The following is a 22785-nucleotide window of genomic DNA, read 5'->3' as shown; positions in this document are numbered from 1 at the left end:
CACATTTTTGTAAAAAAGTATAAATTTAAAAATTTCATTTAGGAAACTTGACAATTAAAGACTAAAGTTATATAATATCATCATTATAAAAATAAAAAGGAAAAAAGATGAATAATATATTTGAAATTTTAACTGATCAACTTACACAAACAGTTGAGAGTTCGCTTTCTTTGGCTCTTCATTCAAAAAATAGCGAGGTAAAGCCCTTACATATGCTTTGGGCGATGAGTACAGATAAAAGCTCGATATTAAATCAAATTTTAAATAAATTTGGCGTTTCGAACGAAGCATTAAATTTGGAGATAAAATCTCGTATTTCAAATTTGCCTACAAGTTCAAATGTAAATAGGGATAATATTAAAATTAGTTTGGATTTGATAAACTCATTGGATAACGCAAAAGGGCTAATGACAAAACTTGGAGATAGTTTTATAGCTATTGATACTTGGATTTTAGCAAATTTAGAAAATGATCCTATTAAACACATTTTAAGTAAATTTGTAGATTTAAATGAATTTAAAAAAGAGCTTGAAAAGTTAAGAGCAGGGCAAAAGATCGACTCAAAAACTGCTGATGAGACAATGGATAGTTTGGCAAAATACGGTATCGATTTAACAGCTAAGGCAAGAGAGGGCAAGTTAGATCCTGTTATTGGGCGAGATGAAGAACTTCAAAGGGTTATGCAAATTTTAATAAGAAAAACTAAAAATAATCCTATTTTGCTTGGTGAGCCAGGTGTTGGAAAAACTGCAATTGTTGAAAGTCTAGCTCAAAAAATAGTAAAAAATGATGTTCCAACAAGCCTTGCAAACAAAAAATTAATTGCTCTTGATATGAGTGCATTAATTGCAGGTGCAAAGTATCGTGGAGAGTTTGAAGATAGACTAAAAGCGGTTATTGATGAAGTTGTAAAAGCAAAAAATGTCATTTTATTTATAGATGAAATCCACACAATTGTAGGAGCAGGCGCAAGTGAAGGAAGTATGGACGCGGCAAATATACTAAAACCAGCTCTTGCAAGAGGTGAGCTTCACACAATCGGTGCAACAACACTAAAAGAGTATAGAAAATATTTTGAAAAAGATGCAGCATTGCAGCGCCGTTTTCAGCCTGTAAATGTCGGTGAGCCAAGTGTTAATGAAGCTTTGCAAATTTTAAGAGGTATCAAAGAGCGTCTTGAAGTTCATCACAATGTTAGCATAACTGATAGTGCATTGGTTGCAGCTGCAAAGTTAAGTGATCGCTATATCTCAGGCAGATTTTTACCAGATAAGGCTATAGATTTGATCGATGAGGCAGCAGCTGAGCTTAAAATGCAGATAGAAAGTGAGCCTTTTGAGTTAGCAAAAATAAAGCGAGAAATTGTAACTTTGCAGGTTGAAAAAGAAGCCTTAAAAATGGAAGATAAAGAAAAGAACGAAACAAGGCTTAATGAGATAGAAAAAGAACTAGCAAATTTAAATGAAAAGAAAAATGCCCTAAATTCGCAATTTGAAAACGAAAAAAAGGTATTTAGCTCTATAAGTGATGCTAAAAAAAGCGTTGATAGTTTAAAAAATGAAGCTGAGATGGCTAGGCGAAATGGAGATCTAAACAAAGCTGCTGAGATAGAGTATGGAAAAATTCCTGCTAAAGAAAATGAAATAAAAGCTCTTGAAGAAAAATGGGCAAAAATGCAAGAAAACGGGACACTTTTAAAGAATGAGGTTGATGAGAATTTAGTAGCTGGAATTTTAAGCAAATGGACTGGAATTAGTGTAGCTAAAATGCTAACTAGTGAGAAAGAAAAATACCTAAATATTGAAGAGCATTTAAAAGAGAGTGTTGTAGGGCAAGATGAGGCACTTCATGCATTAGCAAGAGCAATAAAGCGAAATAAAGCAGGTCTTTCAAGTGCCAATAGGCCGATTGGAAGCTTTTTGTTTTTAGGACCTACTGGAGTTGGAAAAACTGAGTCGGCAAAAGCTTTGGCTAAGTTTTTGTTTGATGATGAAAAGGCGATGATACGCTTTGATATGAGTGAATATATGGAGCGCCATAGTGTCTCAAGACTTCTTGGAGCACCTCCAGGATATGTTGGATATGATGAGGGTGGACAACTTAGCGAGGCTGTTAGAAGAAAACCTTATTCGGTTTTGCTTTTTGATGAGATAGAAAAGGCTCATAAAGATGTTTTCAATATCTTGCTTGGAATCTTAGATGATGGTAGAGCAACCGATAATAAGGGCGTTACAGTTGATTTTAAAAATACAATTATAATCTTAACTTCAAATATCGCCTCAAGTGAAATTATGGAGTTTAGTGGTGATAAAGAAAAAAGAGATGAGCTTGTTAAGGCTGCTTTGAAAAGCTATTTTAAGCCCGAGTTTTTAAATAGACTTGATGATATTATTGTATTTAATCCTTTAAAAGAGGAAAATCTAGTAAAAATTGTAGATATTATGTTTAAGGCGCTACAAAACAAGCTATTAGAAAGGGAGATAAAAGCAACTCTAACTCAAAATGCTAAAAAGCTTATCGCAAGTGTTGGATATGACGCTGAGTTTGGCGCAAGACCGCTAAGAAGAGCAATGTATGAGTTGGTTGAAGATGAGATAGCTGAGATGATACTCAAAGATGAGATAAAAAGTGGCGATGAGATAGTAATAGATGCTGATGAAAACAATATAAAAATAAGTGTAAAATAGTAAAAATGGCAGTTTTGACTGCCATTTTGGTTTTAAATTTCTATTTAAAACTAATACACAAATTCTTAAAAATAAATTATAATTTTAATGTATAGATACCAAATTAAAATAACACTGATAAATGAAATTTACCATACAAGGCAAAATAAAAACATCCAAATTTAAGAAACAAAGTTATATAATTTCTTCATTGCATTTAAATTCTAAATTTAAAAATAAAGATAAATAAATGAAAAGATTTATAATTTTTTAAAATTATAAATCTGTGTCGCTAGGAAAAAACAAATGGGATTTCTTTACAAAAGATGTGAAATTTGTGGAAATAAAATAAAAAAATGTAATTCTATAAGTGATTACATCTTTGGTACCATATGTGCAAGATGTAGTAAATGCGGTTTGGTTCATGGCATTAGTCCTGCTTGGATGTTTGTTTTGGAATGGTTTGTTGGGTCTGTTTTTTGGCTACATATAATTTTAATAGTTTTGGCAATAGATTATATATTTCCGGCAAAATTTGGCTTAGAAATTTGGATAATTGCAACTGCAATATTTTTTCTACTTTTAAGGTTGTTTCTAGGGTTGATTTACTGGGTTCCATATAAAACAAAATATAAAAATATTAAATTCTTTCCAAAAAAATGTAAAAAATGCGGCTCAAAAATATCAATTGCAACTTCTAAATACCCAGCTATTTTGGGCGTGTATAAAAGTATGTGTGAATGTTGTCATACAGAATATAAAATAAAAAATAAATTTGAAAAGATTTTTATGTTTAATGTAAAATATCTTTGGATTTTTTATATATTTCTAATAAATTTTATTTTAATTTCTGCGTTAAAGACAGACAAAGACAGTGATTATATTTTAATTTTAACATTTGTTTTGTTTTATCTATTATATAGAATTGTTTTAAAAATTTTACCTGTTGAAGAATTGGATAAAAAGATATAAAAGGTGCAAAAGCCAAATTTAAATTTATAAATATCTATCCAACTCAATCAATTTTGAGCCATCCAAAAGTAGTCTATTGTCAATTTGTAAAAATGTTTTGATATCTTTGTCAAATTTAATCTTTTCCACAACTTTAAAATTATCTAAATTTACGATGACTAGCTCATCTTTAAAAAGAACAAAAAGCTTGTTTGATAAAATTGTCACTCTACTTTTAACAACATATGGTTCTATATCAAAGCTTAAGGTGCTGGTTTTTTCAAAGCTGTTATTTTTAAATTTGGTTTTTAAAATAGTTCCATCTTTTTTAACGACGATTATAAAATCCCCATACTCTTGCATAAATTCGACATTTTCTTCCTCATCATCAAAAACTTTTTGAAGATTTGCAGGCTCTTTTAATGTGTAAGATCTAATGCCTTCCAAAAGATTGATAATAAAAAGATTGTCTTTTATAATGAAGAGTTTGTTGCCATAATTTCCATCTTTTTCTTTTAAATTTGTGTCTATTTTATTTATTAAATTTAAGTTATTTTTGCCGACCTCATATATATAGATAAAGTTGCTAGGATTTTTAAAGTTTTCAAAATTTTGTAAAACATAGAGATAGTTTTTGTATAACTTCATATCTAAAGTCTCGCCTTTTAGTTGGACTTTGTAGAGTAAATTTAGATTTTTATCGACCATGTTTAGATTGGAATAGCCCTGAAAAGAGTCACTAAAAAAGATAAATTTATCACTTATAGTTAAATTTCTAACATAGAGTCTTTCTAGCTCATTTATTATTTTAAATTTATCACTATCATTTAAAATAGCCTTTTTTAGGGCTTTATCTGTTAAGATGTAGTAATTTTTCTCATCTTTTGTAATAGAATTTATTTCTTTGTCGCTTAAATTTAACTCATAAGAGTTTGGAAGTTTTTTTATAAAATTATTATCAACTATATTGATAGGCTCTTCTTTAAATAAAAAATTCACACCTTTATCAGATGTAAATTTAATAGTATCGTTGGTTTTTAGGTTGATTAGTGTATTGCCACTCCATGCGAGATCTTCTTTTTTTATTCCACTACCAAAGATGATAAAGTTGGAGTAGTCAAATGGAAAGCTTCCATCATAGCCCAAGATATTTTCTCTACCACTCATCTTTAAGACAAAGTCTAAAGGGCGATTTGATATCTTTAATTCATCATTTCCCCAGTTTTTCTCAAAAACAAATATATTAAAGCCATCTTGTTTGGTTATGATATCATTGCCACTACTAAGGAAAAATATATCATCGCCACCGCCACCATTTATCGTGTTGTTACCGCTGTTTAGGATAAAGATATTGTCACTATAATCGCTACATTCTAAGGTGTTGTTTGCATCATTGTCTATTATAAAAAGAGCGTTTAAGTTATCATCATTGCAAGCTGTAGTTTCATCACAGATAATCTCATCTCTAGGAAGCAAATTTAGATCTTTTAAAGAGCCTTTGGGTGTAGCTAAAGAGAGGATTGTTTTTGGAAAATATCCCTTTTTTATGCCATCATTTATAAACTCTTTTGCATCATCAAAATTTCTTATCTCTTTTGAAAAGGAGAGACCAACAATCAAAACTAAACAGATTAAAATTCTCATTTTGTCACTTCCAAATTTACTTAAATAGTAAGCTTCCAACTCTTATCATATTTGAGCCACATTTTATAGCTATTTTATAGTCAGAGCTCATTCCCATCGAGCAAATTTCAGCACCTTTATTTTGCAAGCTTTCATAAATTAGATAAGCTTTTTCAAAACTTTTTGCAACTTCTAACTCATCATCGCTATGGGCACCAATGCACATTATGCCTTTTAAATTGAGGTTTTTACAACTCTCTTTTATGGCGCAATAGCTCTCCTTTGTAAGGCTTATATCAAGTCCGGTTTTACTATCTTCATCTGCTATATTTATCTCAAGCAAAGTATCGAGCCTATAATTAAGCCTTTTATCTACAGCTTGTGCAAGTTTTATGGAGTTGCAACTTTGCCATAAAGTAGGGCGGATTTGTAAAAGGGCATTTATTTTATTTGTCTGCAAAGTGCCTATGAAATGCCAGTTTAAATTGAGTTCTTTTAGCTCATCACTTTTTTTAACAAGATCTTGAACTCTGTTTTCTCCAAAGCTCATTTGACCCTTATTAAAAAGCTCTTTGATCTCTTTTGAGCCGACATACTTGCTAACTGCTACGAGCTCAACTTTTCTGCCATTTGAAAGCTCGTTTATCTCATCTAAAAGTTTGTTTAAATTCATCAGTTGTATGCTCCAAACATTCTTAAAAAATCATTTATGATAGTAAATGCCATAAGCGTGAAAAGTAGTGCCATTCCAGCGTAACTAAGTCCCACAAAAACTCTATCACTAACTGGCTTTTTAAAGATGAACTCATAAATGTTAAAAACTATATGCCCACCATCAAGAACAGGTATTGGAAAGAGGTTTAAAATACCCAAATTTACTGAAATAAGCGCTGTCAATACCAAAAGCACCGATAAACTTATGCTTGCTGCTTTTGTTGTGATATCGGTAATTGCAACTATTCCGCCCATTTCTTTTACTGAAACAACGCCACTTACTAGCTTTTGAAGGCTTACTATGATGAGCTTTGAGGCTTCAAGGCTTTCATTAAAAGCGTATGGAATAGCACTAAATCCTTTGTGATAAACTCTTATAAAATCGCCTTTTGGAGTTATTCCAATTAGTGGCTTTTTAATATCTTCTCCAAACAAAGTTTTGGCATCTCCTGTTTTTGGTGTAAGAGTTAAATTTAAGGCTTTTTTATCTCTTAAAATTTCTATATTCATGGTTTGTAATGTAACTAGTTTTGAGATATCATCCCACTCTTTGATAGGCTTGCCATCAATGCTTAAAATTTTATCATTTGGCATTATGTTTGCACTTTTAGCAGCTGAGTTTTCCATAACCTCTCCAACTACAGGGGCTAGTTTTTCAACACCTATAAATCCAAGTGCAATGTAGATAAAAAATGCCAAAATAAGGTTAAAAAATGGTCCCGCAAGAAGTATATAAATTCGCCCCAAAGGGCTTAGGGTGTTATAACTATCTTTATCATAGTTTTTAAGTGCTGGGTTGGCATCGTCTTGTCCTTTTAGCTGGACATATCCGCCAAGTGGAATCGCACTTAACGCATAAGTTGTAGAGCCAAATTTTTTAGTATAAATTTTTTCTCCAAAACCGATGCTAAAAACATTTACACAAACCCCAAGTTGTTTTGCTGCCAAAAAATGCCCAAGCTCATGAAAGAAAATCAAGAATGAAATGACTAAAATAGTTACAAAAAAAAGTGGCCCCCAATGCCACAGTGCTACAGCTAAAACCACTAAAACAATGGCTAAATTTAGGTTTTTTTTATCCATTATTTTTTTTCCTTTGCTTTATCTCTTTTACATATCCAAAAATATATAAAAATCCTGAATAAAGCGTTAAAAATACACTTATCCAAAGTAAAATTGTGCCACCAAACCATTGCATGGTTAAAAATACAATTGCTATCATTTGGAAAACAGTTTTAACTTTTCCAGCCATTCCAGCACTTACTTTTACTCCATCACTTGCCATTATAACTCTAAATCCAGTTATAAAAAACTCTCTTATAAGTATTAGATAAATTGCCCATGGGTTTGCTCGTCCTAAATACATTAGTCCTATAAATCCAGCAAGAGTTAGCATTTTATCAGCTAACGGATCTATTATTTCACCAAATTTGGTTATTTGATTCCAGCTTCTTGCTATATATCCATCAAAAAAATCAGTAATTGATGCTAGTAAAAAAACAACGACTGTAAAATAATTTATCCAACTAGTATGTAAATTTGGGCAAATTTCACCTAAATTTACAAGTAAAAAGAAAAATAAAAATGATAAGAATATCCTAATAATAGCTAAAGCATTTGGTAAATTTATCATTATTTAAATGTTGTTCCGCCATCAACTATAAAAGTATGTCCTGTAACCCAGCTAGCCTTATCTGAACAGATAAATAAACATGCTCCTGCTAAATCAGTTGGCTGACCCATTCTACCAAGAGGACTAAGCTCAGCTGTTTTATCTCTAACTTCTTCATAATTTACAAAAGCTCTTAGAGCATCAGTTTCTATTGGTCCACCACTTACTGCATTTACTCTTATATTAAACTCACCAAGTTCAGTTGCTGCATATCTTACCATAGCTTCAACTGCTGCTTTACATGTTCCATGACCTGAATAATTGTCTATATATACTCTATTTCCAGTTGAACTTATTGAGATAATTGAGCCACCACCATTTTTTTGCATTCTTTTTGCTGCTTCTTGAGCGCCAACTACAAAGGCATTTACTGTTGCTGTAAATATATTATTAATTCCACGAGGTTTTAATCTCATAAATTTAGTATATCCACCAACTACAGCACGACCTGAGATAATAGCATTTGATATGAAAAAATCAACTCTATCAAAGTCTTTGTCTATTTCTAAAAATAGTTCTTTATATGTTTCAGGCTCAAGTATGTTAAGAGGATAAGATTTAGCTTTTATGCCATACTTATCGGCTAATTCTTTTTCAATTTCTTTTGCAAGCTCTTCATTTGAATTGTATGTAAAAGCTATATTTACACCATTTTGTGCAAATTCTTCAACTATTGCTCTTCCAATACCTCTTGTTCCACCACTTATAACCAGCGTTTTATTTTTAAAAAAATTATCCATTAAAATCCTTTTATATCATATTGTTTCATTATTTTTTCTATTTTTAATAAATTCTCTTTACTTGGTTTGCAAAGAGGAAGTCTGTATTCTAAACTATCGATTAATCCTGCTATAAACATTGCTGCCTTTATAGGGATTGGGTTGCTTTCGCAAAACATAACTTTATTTATATTGTATAAATCATCATTTATTGCTTTTGCTTTTAAAAACTCATTATCTAGTGCAAATTTAGTTAATTTTGCAGTGTAATCAGGAAGCAGGTTAGAAGTAACTGATATAACTCCTTTTCCGCCATTGCTTAAAATTGGATAATTTATCGCATCTTCACCGCTTATTACACAAAGCCTTGGTTCATGAGCTAATAAATCAACACATTTATCTATATTGCCACTTGCTTCTTTTACACCAATTATGTTTTGACAATCATTAAAAAGTCTAATTATAGTTTCTGTTGAAATTTCAACTCCACAACGACCTGGGACATTATATAAAAGAACAGGTAAATCAACTGAAGCTGCTAGCTCTTTGTAATGTAAATAAAGTCCTTCTTGTGTTGGTTTGTTATAATAAGGCGCTACTGATAAAATTGCATCCGCGCCATGTTCTTTGGCAAATTTTGCAAGTCCAACCGCCTCATGGGTTGCATTACTTCCGGCACCAGCTATAACTTTGACGCCTGTATTTTTACATACATCAACTGCTATTTCAATACATCTTCTATGTTCATCATGAGTTAGTGTTGCACTTTCCCCAGTTGTACCAACTGGAACTACTGCGTTTATGCCATTTTCAATTTGTCTTTTTATAAGTCTTGCATAACCATTTTCATCCAAAGCACCATTTTTAAGTGGTGTAATAAGTGCTGTCATGGCACCACTTAATATAGCTTTTTCCATCTTTTACTCCTTTTGTCCGTTTTTTAAAACACCAATTGTCAAATTTGATTTATTAAAATACTTTTTAAAAGCTTCTTTTATATCATCTTTTTTAAGTGAGTTTATATCGTCTTGATAGTTAAAAAGCATATCTATATCACCACACATTATATAGTTTGCATATATTGAAGAAACCTTACTAGTGTTGTCAAACGAGTAAACAAAATCAGATTTTACACTATTTTTTAATTTTTCTATCTCATCATCTTTAATTAAATTTTCTTTTTGTTCCTCTATGAGTTTTAAAATTTCATTTTTTAATTCATCTGCACTAATTCCTGGATTGCAAACTGCAAAAATTATAAATAAATTTTCATCAATACTTGAAAGATTGTAAGTATCTATTTGGTTTGCTAAGTTTTTTTCATCAACTAAAACTCTATTTAAAAGTGAGCTTTTACCACCACTTAAATATTGACTTATCGCTTCAAATTTGATTCTATCTTTGTGTTTAAATGGTGGAATTTTATATGCAAGTCCTAAAATTTCAACTTCACTTTGTTTATGAATAACAAATGATTTTTCTCCATCTTGAACTGGTTCATAAGTGTGCAAATTTGGTATTTCACATCTATTTTTTATATTTTCAAAGTATTTTTTTGATAGGTTAAAGACAGTTTTTTCATCTATATCACCAACTATTAATAAAGTTGCATTTTTAGGTTGATAATATATTGAGTGAAATCTTTTTATGTCATCAATACTCCAATTTTTAATATCATCTTTAAACCCAATTGGAGTCCAATGATAAGGATGATATATAAATGCATTATTAAAAAGTCTAAAAAATAGATATCCAAAAGGATTATTATCTGTTCTCCAAAGCCTTTCTTCTAAAACTACATTTCTCTCAGGCTGAAATTCTTCATCATTTAAGTTTAAATTTTCCATTATATCGGCATATAATTCAAGTGATTTTTCTAAGTTTTTATTTGAGCATTTTATAAAATAGTGCGTATAGTCAAAGCCTGTAGATGCGTTATTAATACCACCAAAACCTTTAACTATTGCATCAAATTCTCCAGCTTTTCTATTTTTAGTTGATTTAAAATTTAGATGTTCAAGCATGTGAGCTATGCCACTTTTACCCATAGTTTCATTTCTTGAACCAACTCTATAAATAACATTTACACTAATAACATCACTTCCTAAATTCATAGGGACATGATAAATTTCAAGTCCGTTTTTTAATATAAATTTATTATATTTTGGTAACAAATTTATCCCTTCTTATTTTTTTATTTCTATACCGATAGCTTCTTTTATATTTGAAAAACCATCTTTTTTAAGAAGTTTTATAAGCCCTTCGTTTATATCTTTTGCAATAGTTGGACCTTTAAAAATAAAAGAAGTGTAAATTTGAATTAAACTTGCACCATATTTAATTCTTTCATAAGCTTCCTCGGCACTATCTATACCTCCACAGCTTATTAGAGTTGTTTTTCCAAATAATTCTTTAGAAATAGCTTTTAAAAGCTCTCTTGATTTATGTGTTATAAGTTTTCCACTAATACCACCTTTATGTTCTTTTATATTTGGTGAAAGAGAGTAATCAATGCTTGTATTGTTTATTATTATCCCATCAGCTCTGTTTTCTACTGCTGTGGTGCAGATTTCAATAGCTTGATCGTATGCAAAATCAGGTGAAATTTTAAGTAAAATTGGTTTTTTAGTTAATGGCTTTAAAGTTTCAAAAAATTTTTTTATATATTCACTTTCTTGTAAATCTCTTAAATTTGGAGTATTTGGTGAGCTTAAATTTACAACAAACATATCACAAACTTCATCAAATTCTTTTACAAGTATTTCATAATCATTTAAAGCTTCATCATTTGGTGTTATTTTATTTTTGCCTATATTTGCAACTATAACAGAATTTAGTGGGTAAAATTTCGAAACATTTTTTTTAACAACTTCCATTCCTGCATTGTTAAAGCCCATAGCATTTTGAATACTTTCATTTTTTACAAGTCTAAAAAGACGTGGTTTTTCATTTCCAGGTTGTGGTTTTGGTGTAACTGTTCCAAACTCAATATGTCCAAAACCAAGACTTTGCAAAGCTTTTAGTGCAACACCATCCTTATCAAACCCTCCAGCTAAACCGATGGGGTTATCAAAGTTAATTCCCCATAAATTTTGTTTTAAAATTTCATCATTTTGTAAATAATTTCTACCAACTACATTTAAAATCCATGGATTATTGTTGGCAAATCTAAGCCCTTTCATAGCTAAGGAATGCGCATTTTCAGGGTCAAATTGAAAAAATATTTTTTTTAGTGTTTCATATTTCAAAATTTATTCCTTTTTTAAATAAACGGTATTCTAACAAATCTTACTTTTAAATTCTCTTAATTAAAAGTGCCTTTAAGTTTTTTATAATCATCACATTCAAGGCTTAATTTTTCTTCACTTCCAAAACCTACAATTTTTCCTTCATTTAAAACTAGGATATTATTTGCATTTTTTATGGTTGTAAGTCTATGGGCAACTACAAATATAATTTTATCTTGTTTGATATTTTCTATGACTTCTGTAATTGCATTTTCACTTGTGTTATCAAGTGCCGATGTTGCTTCATCTAAGATTATGATTTGTGGGTCTTTATAAAGCATTCTAGCAATTGCAATACGTTGTCTTTGACCACCACTTAAATTTGATCCAAACTCATTTAAAACGGTATTTATACCATTTTCTAAATTCATTACAAAATCATACGCATTTGCCATTTTCAAAGCTTTAATTACTTTTTTTTCATCAAATTCACCACTATATGCTACATTATTTGCAATCGTGTCGTTGAAAATATAAACTCTTTGACTAACAAGTCCTATATTTTGTCTTAAGCTTTTTAGGCTAAATTCATATAAATCGCTATTATTCACCAAAATATTTCCGCTATTAATGTCGTAAAACCTTAAAAGCGTGTTTATAATAGATGTTTTTCCGCCTCCGCTTCCACCAACTAAGGCTATAATTTCGCCTTTATAAGCGCTAAAGCTAATGCCTTTTAAAACATCTTTATCACCATATTTTAAATAAACATCTTGATATGTTATGCTTTTTGCATCGTTTGGAAAATTTTTAGTTCCTCCAATAATTGAAGGTGTTTTATCAATTAGCTCAAATGTTCTTTCACTTGCAGCTACTGCATCTTGCATGTTATTGTAAAGACTTGATATTTTTTTAATTGGGGTATAAAGTAAAAAAAGTGCTGTTAAAAACGAAAAGAAACTTCCTACGCTCATTGTGCCATCAATAACGCTTTTTCCACCAACGATTATAACAACTGCAACTCCAACTGAACCCAAAGTCTCCATTAACGGGCTTACGAGTTCGTTTATTTTAACTGATTTTAAGTTTAGTTTAAAAAACTTATTATTTTCTTTTTTAAATCTATTTAGCTCTTTTTCTTCTGTGTTATTTGCTTTAATTATCTCTATATTTGTGTAAATTTCGCTTAAAACTGAGCTTATATCAGATGTTTTTTCTTGGGACTCTCTTGATATTTTTTTCATTTTTTTTGCTAATAAGCTTAGTGGGTAAATAGCTGCCGGAAGTATGATTAAAGCAAAAAAAGCAAGTTTTGGACTTTGGTAAATTACAACACCTAAAAGACCAATAATGGTAAGTAAATTTGTAAAAAACTCAGGTATCATATTTGATACTATATTTCTAATTCTATCGATGTCATTTATAGTTCTACTTATTAGTTCACCTGTGCGTATTTCGTTAAAAAATTTCATATCCAAATTAGTTAGATTTTTTACCATTTTTTCTCTAAATTCTCGTATAATATCTTGACCTATATAAACGGTAAAATATCTTTGCATATACCCACCAGCTCCTTTTATAAAATATACAAAAATAACTGCATAAGGTAAAATATATAGTAAATTTTCATTTTTTTCTATAAAAATTTTATTTAAAACAGGTTCTATAAGCCATGCAGTTAGCGATGTTCCAGCTGCTGCCATAATCATACCTATTATTGCAAAACAAAATTGTGGTATATAGTTTTTTATGTAAGGCAAAAATCTTTTAAAAACTTCTTTTAAGCCTTTATTTAATTCGCTTTTTTTCATTTAAATTTTCTCCCAGCTTGTGCCATTTGGCGTGTCCATTATAGAAATTCCATTTTTTAATAATTTATCTCTTATCTCATCAGCTTTTATAAAATTTCTTTCTTTTTTTGCTTCATATCTTTGATTTATTAAATTTTCAATTTCCTCTTTTTGTTCATTGCTTACGCCAAATTTAAAGTAATTTTTATCTTCTAGAATTCCAAAAATATTTTTAATAAACCCTAAATTTGCTAAAATTTCGCCTTTTTTAGATCTGTCTTTTGGGAATTTATCTAAAAAATCGTTACTTAAATTTACAAAATCATCAATTGCGGCAAAAGCTTTTGAGGTATTCAAATCATCGCTTAAAGCTTTTATTATCTCATCTTTAAACTCTAAATTTAACTCTCCTATCTTGGAGTTATCAACTCTTTGTAAAAGTCTATAAATTTTATCAAGTCTTTTTTTAGAGGCTTTTAAATCTTCTAAGCTATAGTTAAAATTTGCCCTATAGTGTGAACTTAGAAGATAAAATCTTAAAGCCTCACCAGGCACTAATTTTAAGGCATCTTTTATAAAAAAACTATTATTTAAACTTTTACTCATTTTTTGATTGTCTATTTGAATAAAGCCATTATGCATCCAGTATTTTGAAAGATTTTTATACTCACCACATCTACACTGCGCAGCTTCATTTTCATGATGTGGAAAAAGTAGATCCATTCCTCCTGCATGAATATCAATTGAGTAGAATTTATTGTTTGAATCAAGATGAGCTTTTATCATAGCAACGCACTCTGTATGCCAACCTGGTCTTCCTTTTCCAAAAGGACTTTCATACCATAACTCATCAAATTTCCATAAAACAAAATCTTTTGGATCTTTTTTTAATTCATTACTTTTTACTCTTGCTATAGCTGCATCATCGCTATTTTTTTTGCTTAAACTAAGATATTTACTGTCTTTTTTTGTATCAAAATAAATGCCATCATCTTTTATTTTGTAAGCCATGCCATTATCTAATAATTTTGAAATATATTCAATTATATTTTCCAAATTTTCAGTCGCTTTTGGCTCTAAATCAGGCCTTAAGACATTTAGGTTATCCATATCATCCAAATATCTTTTTATATAAAAATTTGTGATATCTTCTAAGCTTTTGCCGCTAGTTTTCATTTTATTTAAAATTTTATCATCTATATCAGTAAAATTTCTTACAAATTTAACCTCGTAACCTAAATTTATAAAAACTCTTCTTAGTAAATCAAAACTAACTGCACTTTTTGCATGTCCTAAATGGGCATCATCATAAACTGTTGGACCGCATAGATAAATTCTTACAATATTTTTATCAATAGGTTCAAAATTTACCTTTTTTTTCATAACACTATCAAATATAATCATTAATTATTTCCTTAAAAACTAAAAGCAATAAAACCTCTATTGAGCATAAAGCAAGTATTATAAAGATTTTTTTAGGGTTTATTATATCTAAAAAATTTCTAAAGCCAAACTCTTTTAAATTCATAATAAACAGGTAAAAACCACCAATTGAGCTAGCTAGTGCTAAGCCTGCTGCACCTAAAGGTTTTATAAGTAAAAAACAGCTTATTATATTTAAAATAAGGCTTTTGATTGCAATTTTTGCAGCTATATTTTGTTTATTTTTTGCATAAAGCCAGAGCGAAAAAATTTTAGCTAGTCCAAAAGGAAGCAGTCCAATCATAAACATACTTAAAACAAACATTGAATTTACAGTGTCACTTCTTGTAAAAGCACCTCTTTCAAACAAAAGCCAAATTATTTCTTTACTTAAAATAACACCACCAATTGTAGAGAATAAAAGCAAGGCAAAAAGTAGATGAAATGCTTTAGAAAGAAGAATCAAAGCAGTTTTATCATCATTTTTACTTATTGTCTTTGCAATTTTTGGAAAAAGTGCTGTTGATAGTGCAATAGCAAAAAGAGCAAGAGGAAGCTGGAAAATTCTATTTGCATAGTATAGATAGCTTATACTTCCAAAAGCTAAAAAACTTGCAAACCAAGTATCTATAAAAGCCCCAATTTGTGCTGCACTTGAGCCAATTACTCCGTGAAAAAAATTTTTATAAAAGCCTTTTGTATCAGCTTTTTTTCCTTTTTTTAATGCAGTGATTCCAACACCAAAATATCTTAATAATTTTAGTTTTTTTAAAGCAAATAAATGCACAAGAAGTTGCATTATTCCACCAATTACAACGCCTACACTAAGATATAACACTATAGTTTCATCATCTTTTCCTTTTGCTAAAACTAAAGATATTATCATTGAGATATTTAGTAGTGCTGTTGAAAAGGCTGTTGTTGCAAAGTGATCTTTATATTGCAAAAGCGAGGCAAATAGTGTAACTAAAAATATAAAAGTTAAATACCAAAAATTTATTCTTACATAAGGAACTGCTAAATTTATAGTTTGTTTATTGAATCCAATGGCTAAAAATTTTGTAAACAGTGGAGCAAAAACATTAACTAGAAGAGTTAAAAACAGTATAAAAACAGTAAATTTTATTAAAACAGTTGTTGCAAAAATAGCCTTTTTTTTAGCTTGAGCAAACCCTGGTAAAAAAGCTTGTGTGAAAGCACCCTCGCCAAATAACCTTCTAAATAAATTTGGTAATTTAAATGCTATAAAGAAAATATCACTCCAAACTCCAGCACCCAAAACACTAGCTGTTAAAAGGTCTCTAAAAAGCCCTAAAATTCTAGAAACAAATATTCCTATGCTATTTGTAAAAAACCCTGCAAAAACCCTTTTTTTAGCCAAATTTAACTACCTATTTATTAATTTAAAGTAAAGAAATATTATAGTATAATTAACCTTATTTTTTTATTTAAGGTTAAATTTGCAAGAAAGCTCTTTTAGTGTTGAGAATTCAGTTATTTTTTTAAATGGAATTTGGGATTATAAAGTTAGCAAAAAAACTATCTCTCTTATAAAAAAAGATATGAAAAATCTTAAAGATAAAGTTACTTTTGATTTTTCCAATTTAAAGAGTATGGACTATGCTATTGCTATAATTATCTATAAATTTGCATTAAAAAATAATTTAGAAATTAATTTTGCAAACTCAAATAAAAAATTTGATTCTATATTTTCACTAATAAAAGATGACATCCCTAAAAAGACATATAAATTTAAGAAAAAAAATTTTTTTGAAGAAGTTGGAATTTCAGTTTATGGTGCATATTTAAGCTTTCTAAGTTTTCTAAGTTTTTTTGGCGAGCTTAGTTTAAAATCTTTTTATAATCTTTTAAATTTAAAAAAACTTAGGTTTAAGGCTATTTCAAATGTCTGTAAAGATGCGGGGATTAATGCAGTTTTTATAGTCTGTTTAACCTCATTTTTAATAGGAGTTGTGCTTATTTATATAGGCTCAGAAATGCTTGCTGATTTTGGTGTGACACTTTTTATAGTTGAAATTATGGGAATGCTTACTTTTAGGGAGCTAAGCCCATTAATAGCAGCTATCGTAGTTGCTGGAAGAAGTGCATCTTCTTTTACTGCAGAGATTGGTGTTATGAAAATAACAGAAGAAATTGATGCGATGAAAACAATGAGTTTTGATCCATTTATAAATTTAGTTATTCCACGTATTTTAGCGATGATTATTATTATGCCATTCATTGTTTTTTTAGCAGATATGGCAAGTATTTTTGGTCAAATGCTAGTTTCATATTACTATTTAGAAATTGATTTTTCAATCTATTTTGATAGACTTAAAAATTTAGTTGAAATAAAACATTTTTATATTGGACTTGTAAAAGCACCATTTTTTGGGATGGCAATAGCTTTAATAGGATGTTTAAGAGGTTTTGAGGTAACTGGAAGTACATCAAGCATTGGAAAGCTTACTACAAAAAGTGTTGTAAATGCGATATTTTGGGTTATTTTAATTGATTGTTTATTTGCTATATTTTTTCTTAAAGTTGATTTATAATGTTTATAGAAGCTAAAAATTTAACTATAAAATATGGTGATAGATTGATTCACAAAGATGCTAGCTTTCATATCAAAGAGGGCGAAATTTATGGCTTTTTAGGTGGAAGTGGTAGTGGCAAAACAACCCTAATGAAAACTTTAATTTATTTAAAAGAGCCAAGCCAAGGAAAAGTCTACATGTTTGATAAAGACTTATGGTCTCTTAATATAAAACAAAGAGAAGAGATAAAGCTTAAAACAGGTGTTATGTTTCAGTTTGGTGCACTTTATTCATCTATGAATGTGCTTGACAATATTGGAGTATTACTTAGAGAATATAGCTTTTTAAGTAAAGATGATATTAAGGATATTTCTATGTTTTGGCTAAAAAAAACAGGCCTAAAAGAAGATGCGGCAAATCTTTTTCCAAGTGAGTTAAGTGGCGGTATGAAAAAAAGAGTTGCTCTTGCAAGAGCTTTGGTTCTAAGCCCAAGAGTACTTTTTTTAGATGAGCCAAACTCAGGACTTGATCCAGTAAGTGCAAGAAGAATGGATGAACTAATAGTTAATTTAAGAGATAGTTTAGGAATAACAGTTGGTATGGTAACTCATGATAGTGACTCTATTTTTAATATACTTGATAGGTTTTTAATAATTGATAATAAAAAAGTAGCTTTTGAAGGAAATGTAGAAGAAGTTAAAAATTTTGAAAATAATCCTTTAAAAGAACTTTTTGATAGCAGAAATAAGGAAAATTAGATGGAAAATAAAAACTCTTTTACAATTGTTGGAATTTTTACTACTTTAGTAGGAATTTTAACTATTTGTTTTGTTTGGTGGATGACTACAAGATCTGATTCAAATGTTCATTATACAACCTATTATATACACACAAAAGAGCTTCCAAATGGACTAAAAGAAGGTTCGTCGGTAAAATATATAGGAGTTCCAGCTGGATATGTAAAAGATATAAATTTTGCAAAAGGTAGTGATTACGGAATAATTGAGATAGCAATTGATGTTCAAAATGATTTTCCTATCAAGAAAAATAGTATTGCAACCACTGAAATTCAAGGTCTTAGCGGACTTACTACATTAAATTTATCAAAAGGAGATGGTGAGAGTTTTTCTAAAAATGAAAAGCCAATTTTATACCTAGATAAAAGTTTTTTAAGTAAGTTTAACTCCGAGGCAAAAGCTATAACAACTGGAGTTAGTGAGGCAATTAAAAAAATAAACTCAGTTTTAGATGATGAAAATCTACAAAATTTAAAACAAACCTTAAGCTCTATAAATTTAACAGCTTCAAATTTAAGCAATGCTGAAAATTTTGCTAAGTTAAATTCCATTTTAAAAAGTCTTGATGAAATTTTAGCAAAGATTGATAAATCAGACATCGATGAAAGTTTAAAAAATTTTAATGAATTAGTTAAAAATGCAGATAATTTTGCAAAAAATGCAAATAAAACAGCTCTTAATTTAAATAAAACCTTAAATTTGATAAACTCTGATTTAGAAAATGGAAATTATGATATAAAAGAAATATTATCTCCTACCTTACATGAAACATCTTTGACTTTAATGGAATTTAAAAAAATGCTTCGAGAGTTTCAAAATGCTCTATTTAGGTTAGAAGATGATCCATATGATTTCTTTTTTAGAGATACTCAAAAGCAAAAAAGATCTCAAACATTAGATTAAAATAAAAGGAAGAAAATGTATAAAAAGATATTATTAATAATTTGCGTATCTGTTTTACTAGGTGGCTGTTTAGGTAAAAAAGCAAATCCTGTAAGATACTATGAAATGACCTATAAAGGTGAGGTTTGCAATAATAAATTGCAAAATTCAAAAAGAATTTATGTTGCAAATATACAAGCTCTAAATTTAGCCGATAGTAGAAATATTTTAATTGTAGATGGTAAAAATAATATAATTTATGTTGATGATGCGAAATATATTACAACACCAAGTGAGATGGTTTATAAAGGAATTGTTAGTGCGGTTTCATCTCAATGTGAATTTGAACAAATTTTTAGACCTACAAAAGATGCGTTAGTTTTAAATACTTCACTTTTGTCTTTGCAAGTAAATTTTGATCAAGCTGAAGTTATTTTAGGATATGAGCTTGTTAAAAACTCAGAAATTTTAAAATCAGGCGTTATTAAAAACCACACTTTTGTGCCAGATCCTTCAACTGATACGATTTTAAAATATATGGATATTTCAGTAAATGAGGCCTTAAATAAGCTTATTAAAGAGATAAAATAGAAATTTAAAGGAAAAAAATGATAGTTGAGATTGAAGGTGTTTTAACTAAATTAGAGCCTGGTATGGCGGTAATAAAACTAAATAACGGGATAAGCTATGGAATTATCATTTCATTAAATTGCTCAGCAACCCTTGTAAAGGGCGAAGAAACAGCTTTATTAATAAAACAAATCGTTAGAGAAGATGCAAATTTATTATATGGTTTTAAAGATAGTGATGAAAAGATGATGTTTGAAATTCTTTTAAAAGTAAGCGGTGTTGGTGCAAGTACTGCAATGGCAGTTTGCTCTACTTTGAAATATTCTGATTTTGCAAGTGCTGTTATAAATGGTGATACAAAGGTTCTTACAACAGTTCCTGGTATTGGTCTTAAAACTGCTAGAAAAATAATAGCAGAATTAAGTGATGCAAAATTAATAAGTAGCCAAAGCTTAGAAAGTTATAAAAGTGAAAGCATAATGGCTTTAGAAAGCCTAGGTTTTAAGAGAGATAAAATTCTTAAAATTTTACCATCTTGCAAAGCTCAAAATACAGCAGATCTTATAAAAGAAGCATTAAAAAAATTAGCATAAATAAGGAGAAAAATAGTGAATTTAGGACTTGTATTTGGTGGACAAAGTTATGAGCATGAGATAAGCATAGTATCAGCTATAACTTTAAAGGATGTATTAAAAAAAGATATCAAATTTATTTTTTGCGATAAAGATAGGGATTTTTACTTAATAGATTCAAAAAATATGAAAGCTACATACTTTAGTAGTTTTGAGTATAAAAAATCAAAAAAACTTATACTTAAAAATGGTGGTTTTTTTAGCGAAGGTGCTTTTAGTAGCAAAAAAATAGATGTTCAAGTTTATGTAAATTTAATACATGGATGTGATGGAGAAGATGGAAAACTAGCATCTCTTTTTGAATTTTTTGATGTTAAATTTATAGGCACAAGATTAAAACCAGCAATTTTAAGCTACGACAAAGTTTTAACTAAATTTTTAGCAAATATAACAGGAGTAAAAACTCTTAATTATCAAATTTTAAAAAGAAATGAAGAAATAACTATAAAACCTCCTTTTATTTTAAAGCCAGCAACTCTTGGAAGTAGTATTGGTATAAGCATCGTTAAAGATGAGAGTGAGATTACATATGCACTTGATAAGAGTTTTGAGTTTGATGATACGCTTTTAGTTGAGCCTTTTTTTGAAGGTGTTAGAGAATGTAATTTAGCTGGCTATAAAGCAGACTCAAAGATGGAATTTTCTATGATAGAGGAGCCAAATAAAGATGAATTTTTAGATTTTGATCAAAAATACTTGAGATTTAGTGATAGTAAGACCATAAAAGAAGCTAATTTAGATGAAAAATTAAAAGAAAAATTAAGAAAAGCTTTTTCTAAAATTTACTCATATGGATTTGATGGAAGCCTTATAAGATGTGATTTTTTTATAATTGATGATGAAATTTATCTAAATGAGATAAATACAAATCCAGGAAGTTTAGCCCATTATTTGTTTGATAACTTTGAGGATAGACTTTATGATTTAGCTAGAAGTTTACCAAATTATAAAAAAATAGATATAAATTATAACTATGTAAAATCAATTTCTGTTTATAAGTAAAAATTAACTAAAAATATGATAAATTTTACATATAATTTTATGTAAAAGGTTATAGATGCCTAGTTTTAAACAAGATGAAATTTATACTGCAACCGAAGTTGTAAGGAATTTTAGTGCGGTTTTATCAAAAGTGAGTGATGGTGAGCTTAAAAAAGCTGTTATTGTAAAAAATAACAAATTTGAAGCTGTTATGCTTAGCTTAAAGGAGTATGAAAGACTAGAGCGTGCTGTTGAGCTTTTGGATATAGTATATTCACAAAAAAGGCACAAAGATGGCAATTAGAGAAATTTCATACTTAGCAAAAACCTATAGAATTAGCTATGAAGTTAAAAATCCAGATAAAGAAAAATCTATTTTAATAATTCATGGTTGGGGTGCAAATAAAGAGATAATGATAAAAGCTTTTGGCTCTTACCTTAATGAATTTAAGCAAATTTATATAGATTTACCAGGTTTTGGGAAAAGTGATATTTTTTATGAACTTGATTCTATAAAATACAAAAAAATTATTCAAGTTTTTTTAAATTCATTAAAACTAAAACCAGATATTATTATGGGTCATAGCTTTGGTGGTAAGATAGCAACTCTTTTAAGACCAGAAAATTTAGTTCTTTTAAGTACTGCTGGAATTGTTGAAAAAAAACCTTTTATTGTAAAATTTAAAATAAAACTTTATAAATTTTTAAAAATTTTTGGTTTTGCAGGACTTTATAAACTCTTTGCTACAAAAGATGTCGCAGGGATGAGTAGGGTTATGTATGATACTTTAAAAAATGTAGTAGATGAGGACTTTAGAGAGATTTTTTCAAAAACAAAATCCAAAACTCTTATTTTTTGGGGTGAGGGTGATAAAGCTGTAAGTCTTGAAAGTGGTAAAATGATAAATAGGCTAATTAAAAATAGTGAGTTTTTTCCACTTGCAGGAGATCACTTTTTCTTTTTGATACATGCTAAATTTATTTCAGATACCATAGAGAATAATTTTAAAAGTATTAGTAAAAAAAATGAAAACAGTGAATTAAAAATAGATAAATCAAGTGATGATAAAAAATTTATTTATGATGAATTTGATGATGATTATGAGGTTTTGGAAGTTCATGAGCGAGAATACGAAACGAATGATTCTAAAAAAAACAGTGAAAATACAAACAATAAAAAAATAACTGATAACCAAGAAAAAGATGAAGACTGTAAAGAAGATATGGATACAGTAAAAAATGACAACGAAAATAAAGAAACAAATGAGCTAAATCAAAAAAAAGATGAAGAAGATTTAATCTTAGCAAATGATTTCAATAAAACAAAAAATCTTGATGAAATAAATGTAAAAAATGAAATTAAAATAAAAAATAAAAATAACCAAACCATACAAGGTCCAATTATTGGAAATAAATTTATTTATGATAAATTAGATGATGATTATGAGGTCCTAGAAGTCTATGAAAGAGAATATCAAGATGATAAAAAAAATGAAGATGTTGTTGAGGGACAAAAAAAAGATAGCAAATTAGATGAAGATATAGAAAAAAAAGAGACTTCTACAAGTTTAGAGAAAAATAAAGATTTTAATCAAGAAAATG

The 22785-nt window shown here is 29.0% G+C and carries 20 protein-coding genes and 1 pseudogene; 10 read left to right on the top strand and 11 right to left on the bottom strand.

The annotated features are described in order from the left end of the window. Positions 1-107: 107 nt before the first annotated feature. A complete protein-coding gene (locus O6B72_RS01255; protein ID WP_269491985.1) occupies positions 108-2687 on the top strand; it encodes an ATP-dependent Clp protease ATP-binding subunit in 2580 nt (859 codons plus the stop codon). A 285-nt stretch (positions 2688-2972) separates the two neighbouring features. Next, positions 2973-3638, top strand: a complete 666-nt coding sequence (locus O6B72_RS01250) for a hypothetical protein (protein WP_269491984.1) — start codon at positions 2973-2975, stop codon at positions 3636-3638. Between the two features lie 24 nt (positions 3639-3662). Here O6B72_RS01250 and O6B72_RS01245 read toward each other — a convergent pair whose 3' ends face one another. The 11 genes from O6B72_RS01245 to murJ all read right to left on the bottom strand — a co-directional run bounded on the left by O6B72_RS01245 (position 3663) and on the right by murJ (position 16165). Beyond that, positions 3663-5300, bottom strand: a complete 1638-nt coding sequence (locus O6B72_RS01245; RefSeq protein ID WP_269491983.1) for a hypothetical protein — start codon at positions 5298-5300, stop codon at positions 3663-3665. Beyond that, the gene (locus O6B72_RS01240; protein WP_269491450.1) at positions 5278-5913 is read right to left on the bottom strand and encodes a YggS family pyridoxal phosphate-dependent enzyme; all 636 of its coding nucleotides are present in this window, start codon (positions 5911-5913) and stop codon (positions 5278-5280) included. Before O6B72_RS01240 ends, O6B72_RS01245 begins: the two co-directional genes overlap by 23 nt. Then, a complete protein-coding gene (gene rseP / locus O6B72_RS01235; RefSeq protein ID WP_269491982.1) occupies positions 5913-7037 on the bottom strand; it encodes an RIP metalloprotease RseP in 1125 nt (374 codons plus the stop codon). Before rseP ends, O6B72_RS01240 begins: the two co-directional genes overlap by 1 nt. After that, positions 7030-7587: a CDP-diacylglycerol--glycerol-3-phosphate 3-phosphatidyltransferase gene (pgsA, locus tag O6B72_RS01230; protein ID WP_180753821.1), complete on the bottom strand. Its 558-nt coding sequence runs from the start codon at positions 7585-7587 to the stop codon at positions 7030-7032. The genes rseP and pgsA overlap by 8 nt, the downstream gene beginning before the upstream one ends. Then, complete coding sequence (locus O6B72_RS01225) at positions 7587-8366, bottom strand: enoyl-ACP reductase (RefSeq protein WP_016647107.1); 780 nt, start codon at positions 8364-8366, stop codon at positions 7587-7589. Before O6B72_RS01225 ends, pgsA begins: the two co-directional genes overlap by 1 nt. Beyond that, positions 8366-9262 (bottom strand): 4-hydroxy-tetrahydrodipicolinate synthase, encoded by an 897-nt coding sequence (dapA, locus tag O6B72_RS01220; protein ID WP_269483149.1) that lies wholly within the window; start codon positions 9260-9262, stop codon positions 8366-8368. Before dapA ends, O6B72_RS01225 begins: the two co-directional genes overlap by 1 nt. 3 nt (positions 9263-9265) lie before the next feature. Continuing rightward, on the bottom strand, positions 9266-10459 hold the full coding sequence (locus O6B72_RS01215; protein WP_051080274.1) for a M16 family metallopeptidase: 1194 nt from the start codon (positions 10457-10459) through the stop codon (positions 9266-9268). A gap of 72 nt (positions 10460-10531) precedes the next feature. Further along, positions 10532-11593 carry a quinone-dependent dihydroorotate dehydrogenase gene (locus O6B72_RS01210; protein WP_018713182.1) on the bottom strand — a complete coding sequence of 354 codons (1062 nt, stop codon included), beginning with the start codon at positions 11591-11593 and terminating at the stop codon, positions 10532-10534. Positions 11594-11649: 56 nt separating this feature from the next. Then, positions 11650-13383: an ABC transporter ATP-binding protein gene (locus tag O6B72_RS01205; RefSeq protein ID WP_269483147.1), complete on the bottom strand. Its 1734-nt coding sequence runs from the start codon at positions 13381-13383 to the stop codon at positions 11650-11652. Continuing rightward, positions 13384-14766, bottom strand: coding sequence for a cysteine--tRNA ligase (gene cysS, locus O6B72_RS01200; protein WP_269491981.1), 1383 nt, complete (start codon positions 14764-14766; stop codon positions 13384-13386). It abuts the gene before it with no gap. Next, a complete protein-coding gene (gene murJ / locus O6B72_RS01195; protein WP_269491980.1) occupies positions 14753-16165 on the bottom strand; it encodes a murein biosynthesis integral membrane protein MurJ in 1413 nt (470 codons plus the stop codon). Before murJ ends, cysS begins: the two co-directional genes overlap by 14 nt. A gap of 79 nt (positions 16166-16244) precedes the next feature. Here murJ and O6B72_RS01190 point away from each other — a divergent pair, with 79 nt between their 5' ends. From O6B72_RS01190 to O6B72_RS09500, 8 genes and pseudogenes are all read left to right on the top strand, one after another. Further along, complete coding sequence (locus O6B72_RS01190) at positions 16245-17339, top strand: MlaE family ABC transporter permease (RefSeq protein WP_269491979.1); 1095 nt, start codon at positions 16245-16247, stop codon at positions 17337-17339. Further along, positions 17339-18079: an ABC transporter ATP-binding protein gene (locus O6B72_RS01185; RefSeq protein WP_101637373.1), complete on the top strand. Its 741-nt coding sequence runs from the start codon at positions 17339-17341 to the stop codon at positions 18077-18079. The genes O6B72_RS01190 and O6B72_RS01185 overlap by 1 nt, the downstream gene beginning before the upstream one ends. Continuing rightward, on the top strand, positions 18080-19021 hold the full coding sequence (locus tag O6B72_RS01180; RefSeq protein WP_024961646.1) for an MlaD family protein: 942 nt from the start codon (positions 18080-18082) through the stop codon (positions 19019-19021). 15 nt (positions 19022-19036) lie between these two features. Then, positions 19037-19591 (top strand): hypothetical protein, encoded by a 555-nt coding sequence (locus tag O6B72_RS01175; RefSeq protein ID WP_114675289.1) that lies wholly within the window; start codon positions 19037-19039, stop codon positions 19589-19591. 17 nt (positions 19592-19608) lie between these two features. Further along, the gene (ruvA, locus tag O6B72_RS01170; protein ID WP_269491978.1) at positions 19609-20163 is read left to right on the top strand and encodes a Holliday junction branch migration protein RuvA; all 555 of its coding nucleotides are present in this window, start codon (positions 19609-19611) and stop codon (positions 20161-20163) included. A 15-nt stretch (positions 20164-20178) separates the two neighbouring features. After that, a complete protein-coding gene (locus O6B72_RS01165; RefSeq protein ID WP_101637371.1) occupies positions 20179-21204 on the top strand; it encodes a D-alanine--D-alanine ligase in 1026 nt (341 codons plus the stop codon). 55 nt (positions 21205-21259) lie between these two features. Continuing rightward, positions 21260-21487, top strand: a complete 228-nt coding sequence (locus O6B72_RS01160; protein WP_024961650.1) for a type II toxin-antitoxin system prevent-host-death family antitoxin — start codon at positions 21260-21262, stop codon at positions 21485-21487. Then, positions 21477-22187: pseudogene (locus O6B72_RS09500) on the top strand (alpha/beta fold hydrolase); the annotation flags it as partial. The gene O6B72_RS01160 and the pseudogene O6B72_RS09500, both read left to right, overlap by 11 nt. Positions 22188-22785 lie beyond the last annotated feature (598 nt).

The sequence above is a fragment of the Campylobacter ureolyticus genome, assembly GCF_027277485.1.
Classification (GTDB): Bacteria; Campylobacterota; Campylobacteria; order Campylobacterales; family Campylobacteraceae; genus Campylobacter_B; species Campylobacter_B ureolyticus_B.
This window is presented reverse-complemented; position numbering and strand designations above follow the sequence as displayed.

Excerpts from the sequence above, each read along its gene's own strand:
- O6B72_RS01180 (WP_024961646.1), top strand. The coding sequence starts at position 18,080 with ATGGAAAATAAAAACTCTTTTACAATTGTTGGAATTTTTACTACTTTA.
- pgsA (WP_180753821.1), bottom strand. The coding sequence starts at position 7,587 with ATGATAAATTTACCAAATGCTTTAGCTATTATTAGGATATTCTTATCA.
- O6B72_RS01175 (WP_114675289.1), top strand. The coding sequence starts at position 19,037 with ATGTATAAAAAGATATTATTAATAATTTGCGTATCTGTTTTACTAGGT.
- O6B72_RS01185 (WP_101637373.1), top strand. The coding sequence starts at position 17,339 with ATGTTTATAGAAGCTAAAAATTTAACTATAAAATATGGTGATAGATTG.
- dapA (WP_269483149.1), bottom strand. The coding sequence starts at position 9,262 with ATGGAAAAAGCTATATTAAGTGGTGCCATGACAGCACTTATTACACCA.
- O6B72_RS01215 (WP_051080274.1), bottom strand. The coding sequence starts at position 10,459 with ATGAATTTAGGAAGTGATGTTATTAGTGTAAATGTTATTTATAGAGTT.
- O6B72_RS01240 (WP_269491450.1), bottom strand. The coding sequence starts at position 5,913 with ATGAATTTAAACAAACTTTTAGATGAGATAAACGAGCTTTCAAATGGC.
- O6B72_RS01205 (WP_269483147.1), bottom strand. The coding sequence starts at position 13,383 with ATGAAAAAAAGCGAATTAAATAAAGGCTTAAAAGAAGTTTTTAAAAGA.
- O6B72_RS01250 (WP_269491984.1), top strand. The coding sequence starts at position 2,973 with ATGGGATTTCTTTACAAAAGATGTGAAATTTGTGGAAATAAAATAAAA.
- rseP (WP_269491982.1), bottom strand. The coding sequence starts at position 7,037 with ATGGATAAAAAAAACCTAAATTTAGCCATTGTTTTAGTGGTTTTAGCT.
- cysS (WP_269491981.1), bottom strand. The coding sequence starts at position 14,766 with ATGATTATATTTGATAGTGTTATGAAAAAAAAGGTAAATTTTGAACCT.
- O6B72_RS01160 (WP_024961650.1), top strand. The coding sequence starts at position 21,260 with ATGCCTAGTTTTAAACAAGATGAAATTTATACTGCAACCGAAGTTGTA.
- O6B72_RS01225 (WP_016647107.1), bottom strand. The coding sequence starts at position 8,366 with ATGGATAATTTTTTTAAAAATAAAACGCTGGTTATAAGTGGTGGAACA.
- O6B72_RS01255 (WP_269491985.1), top strand. The coding sequence starts at position 108 with ATGAATAATATATTTGAAATTTTAACTGATCAACTTACACAAACAGTT.
- ruvA (WP_269491978.1), top strand. The coding sequence starts at position 19,609 with ATGATAGTTGAGATTGAAGGTGTTTTAACTAAATTAGAGCCTGGTATG.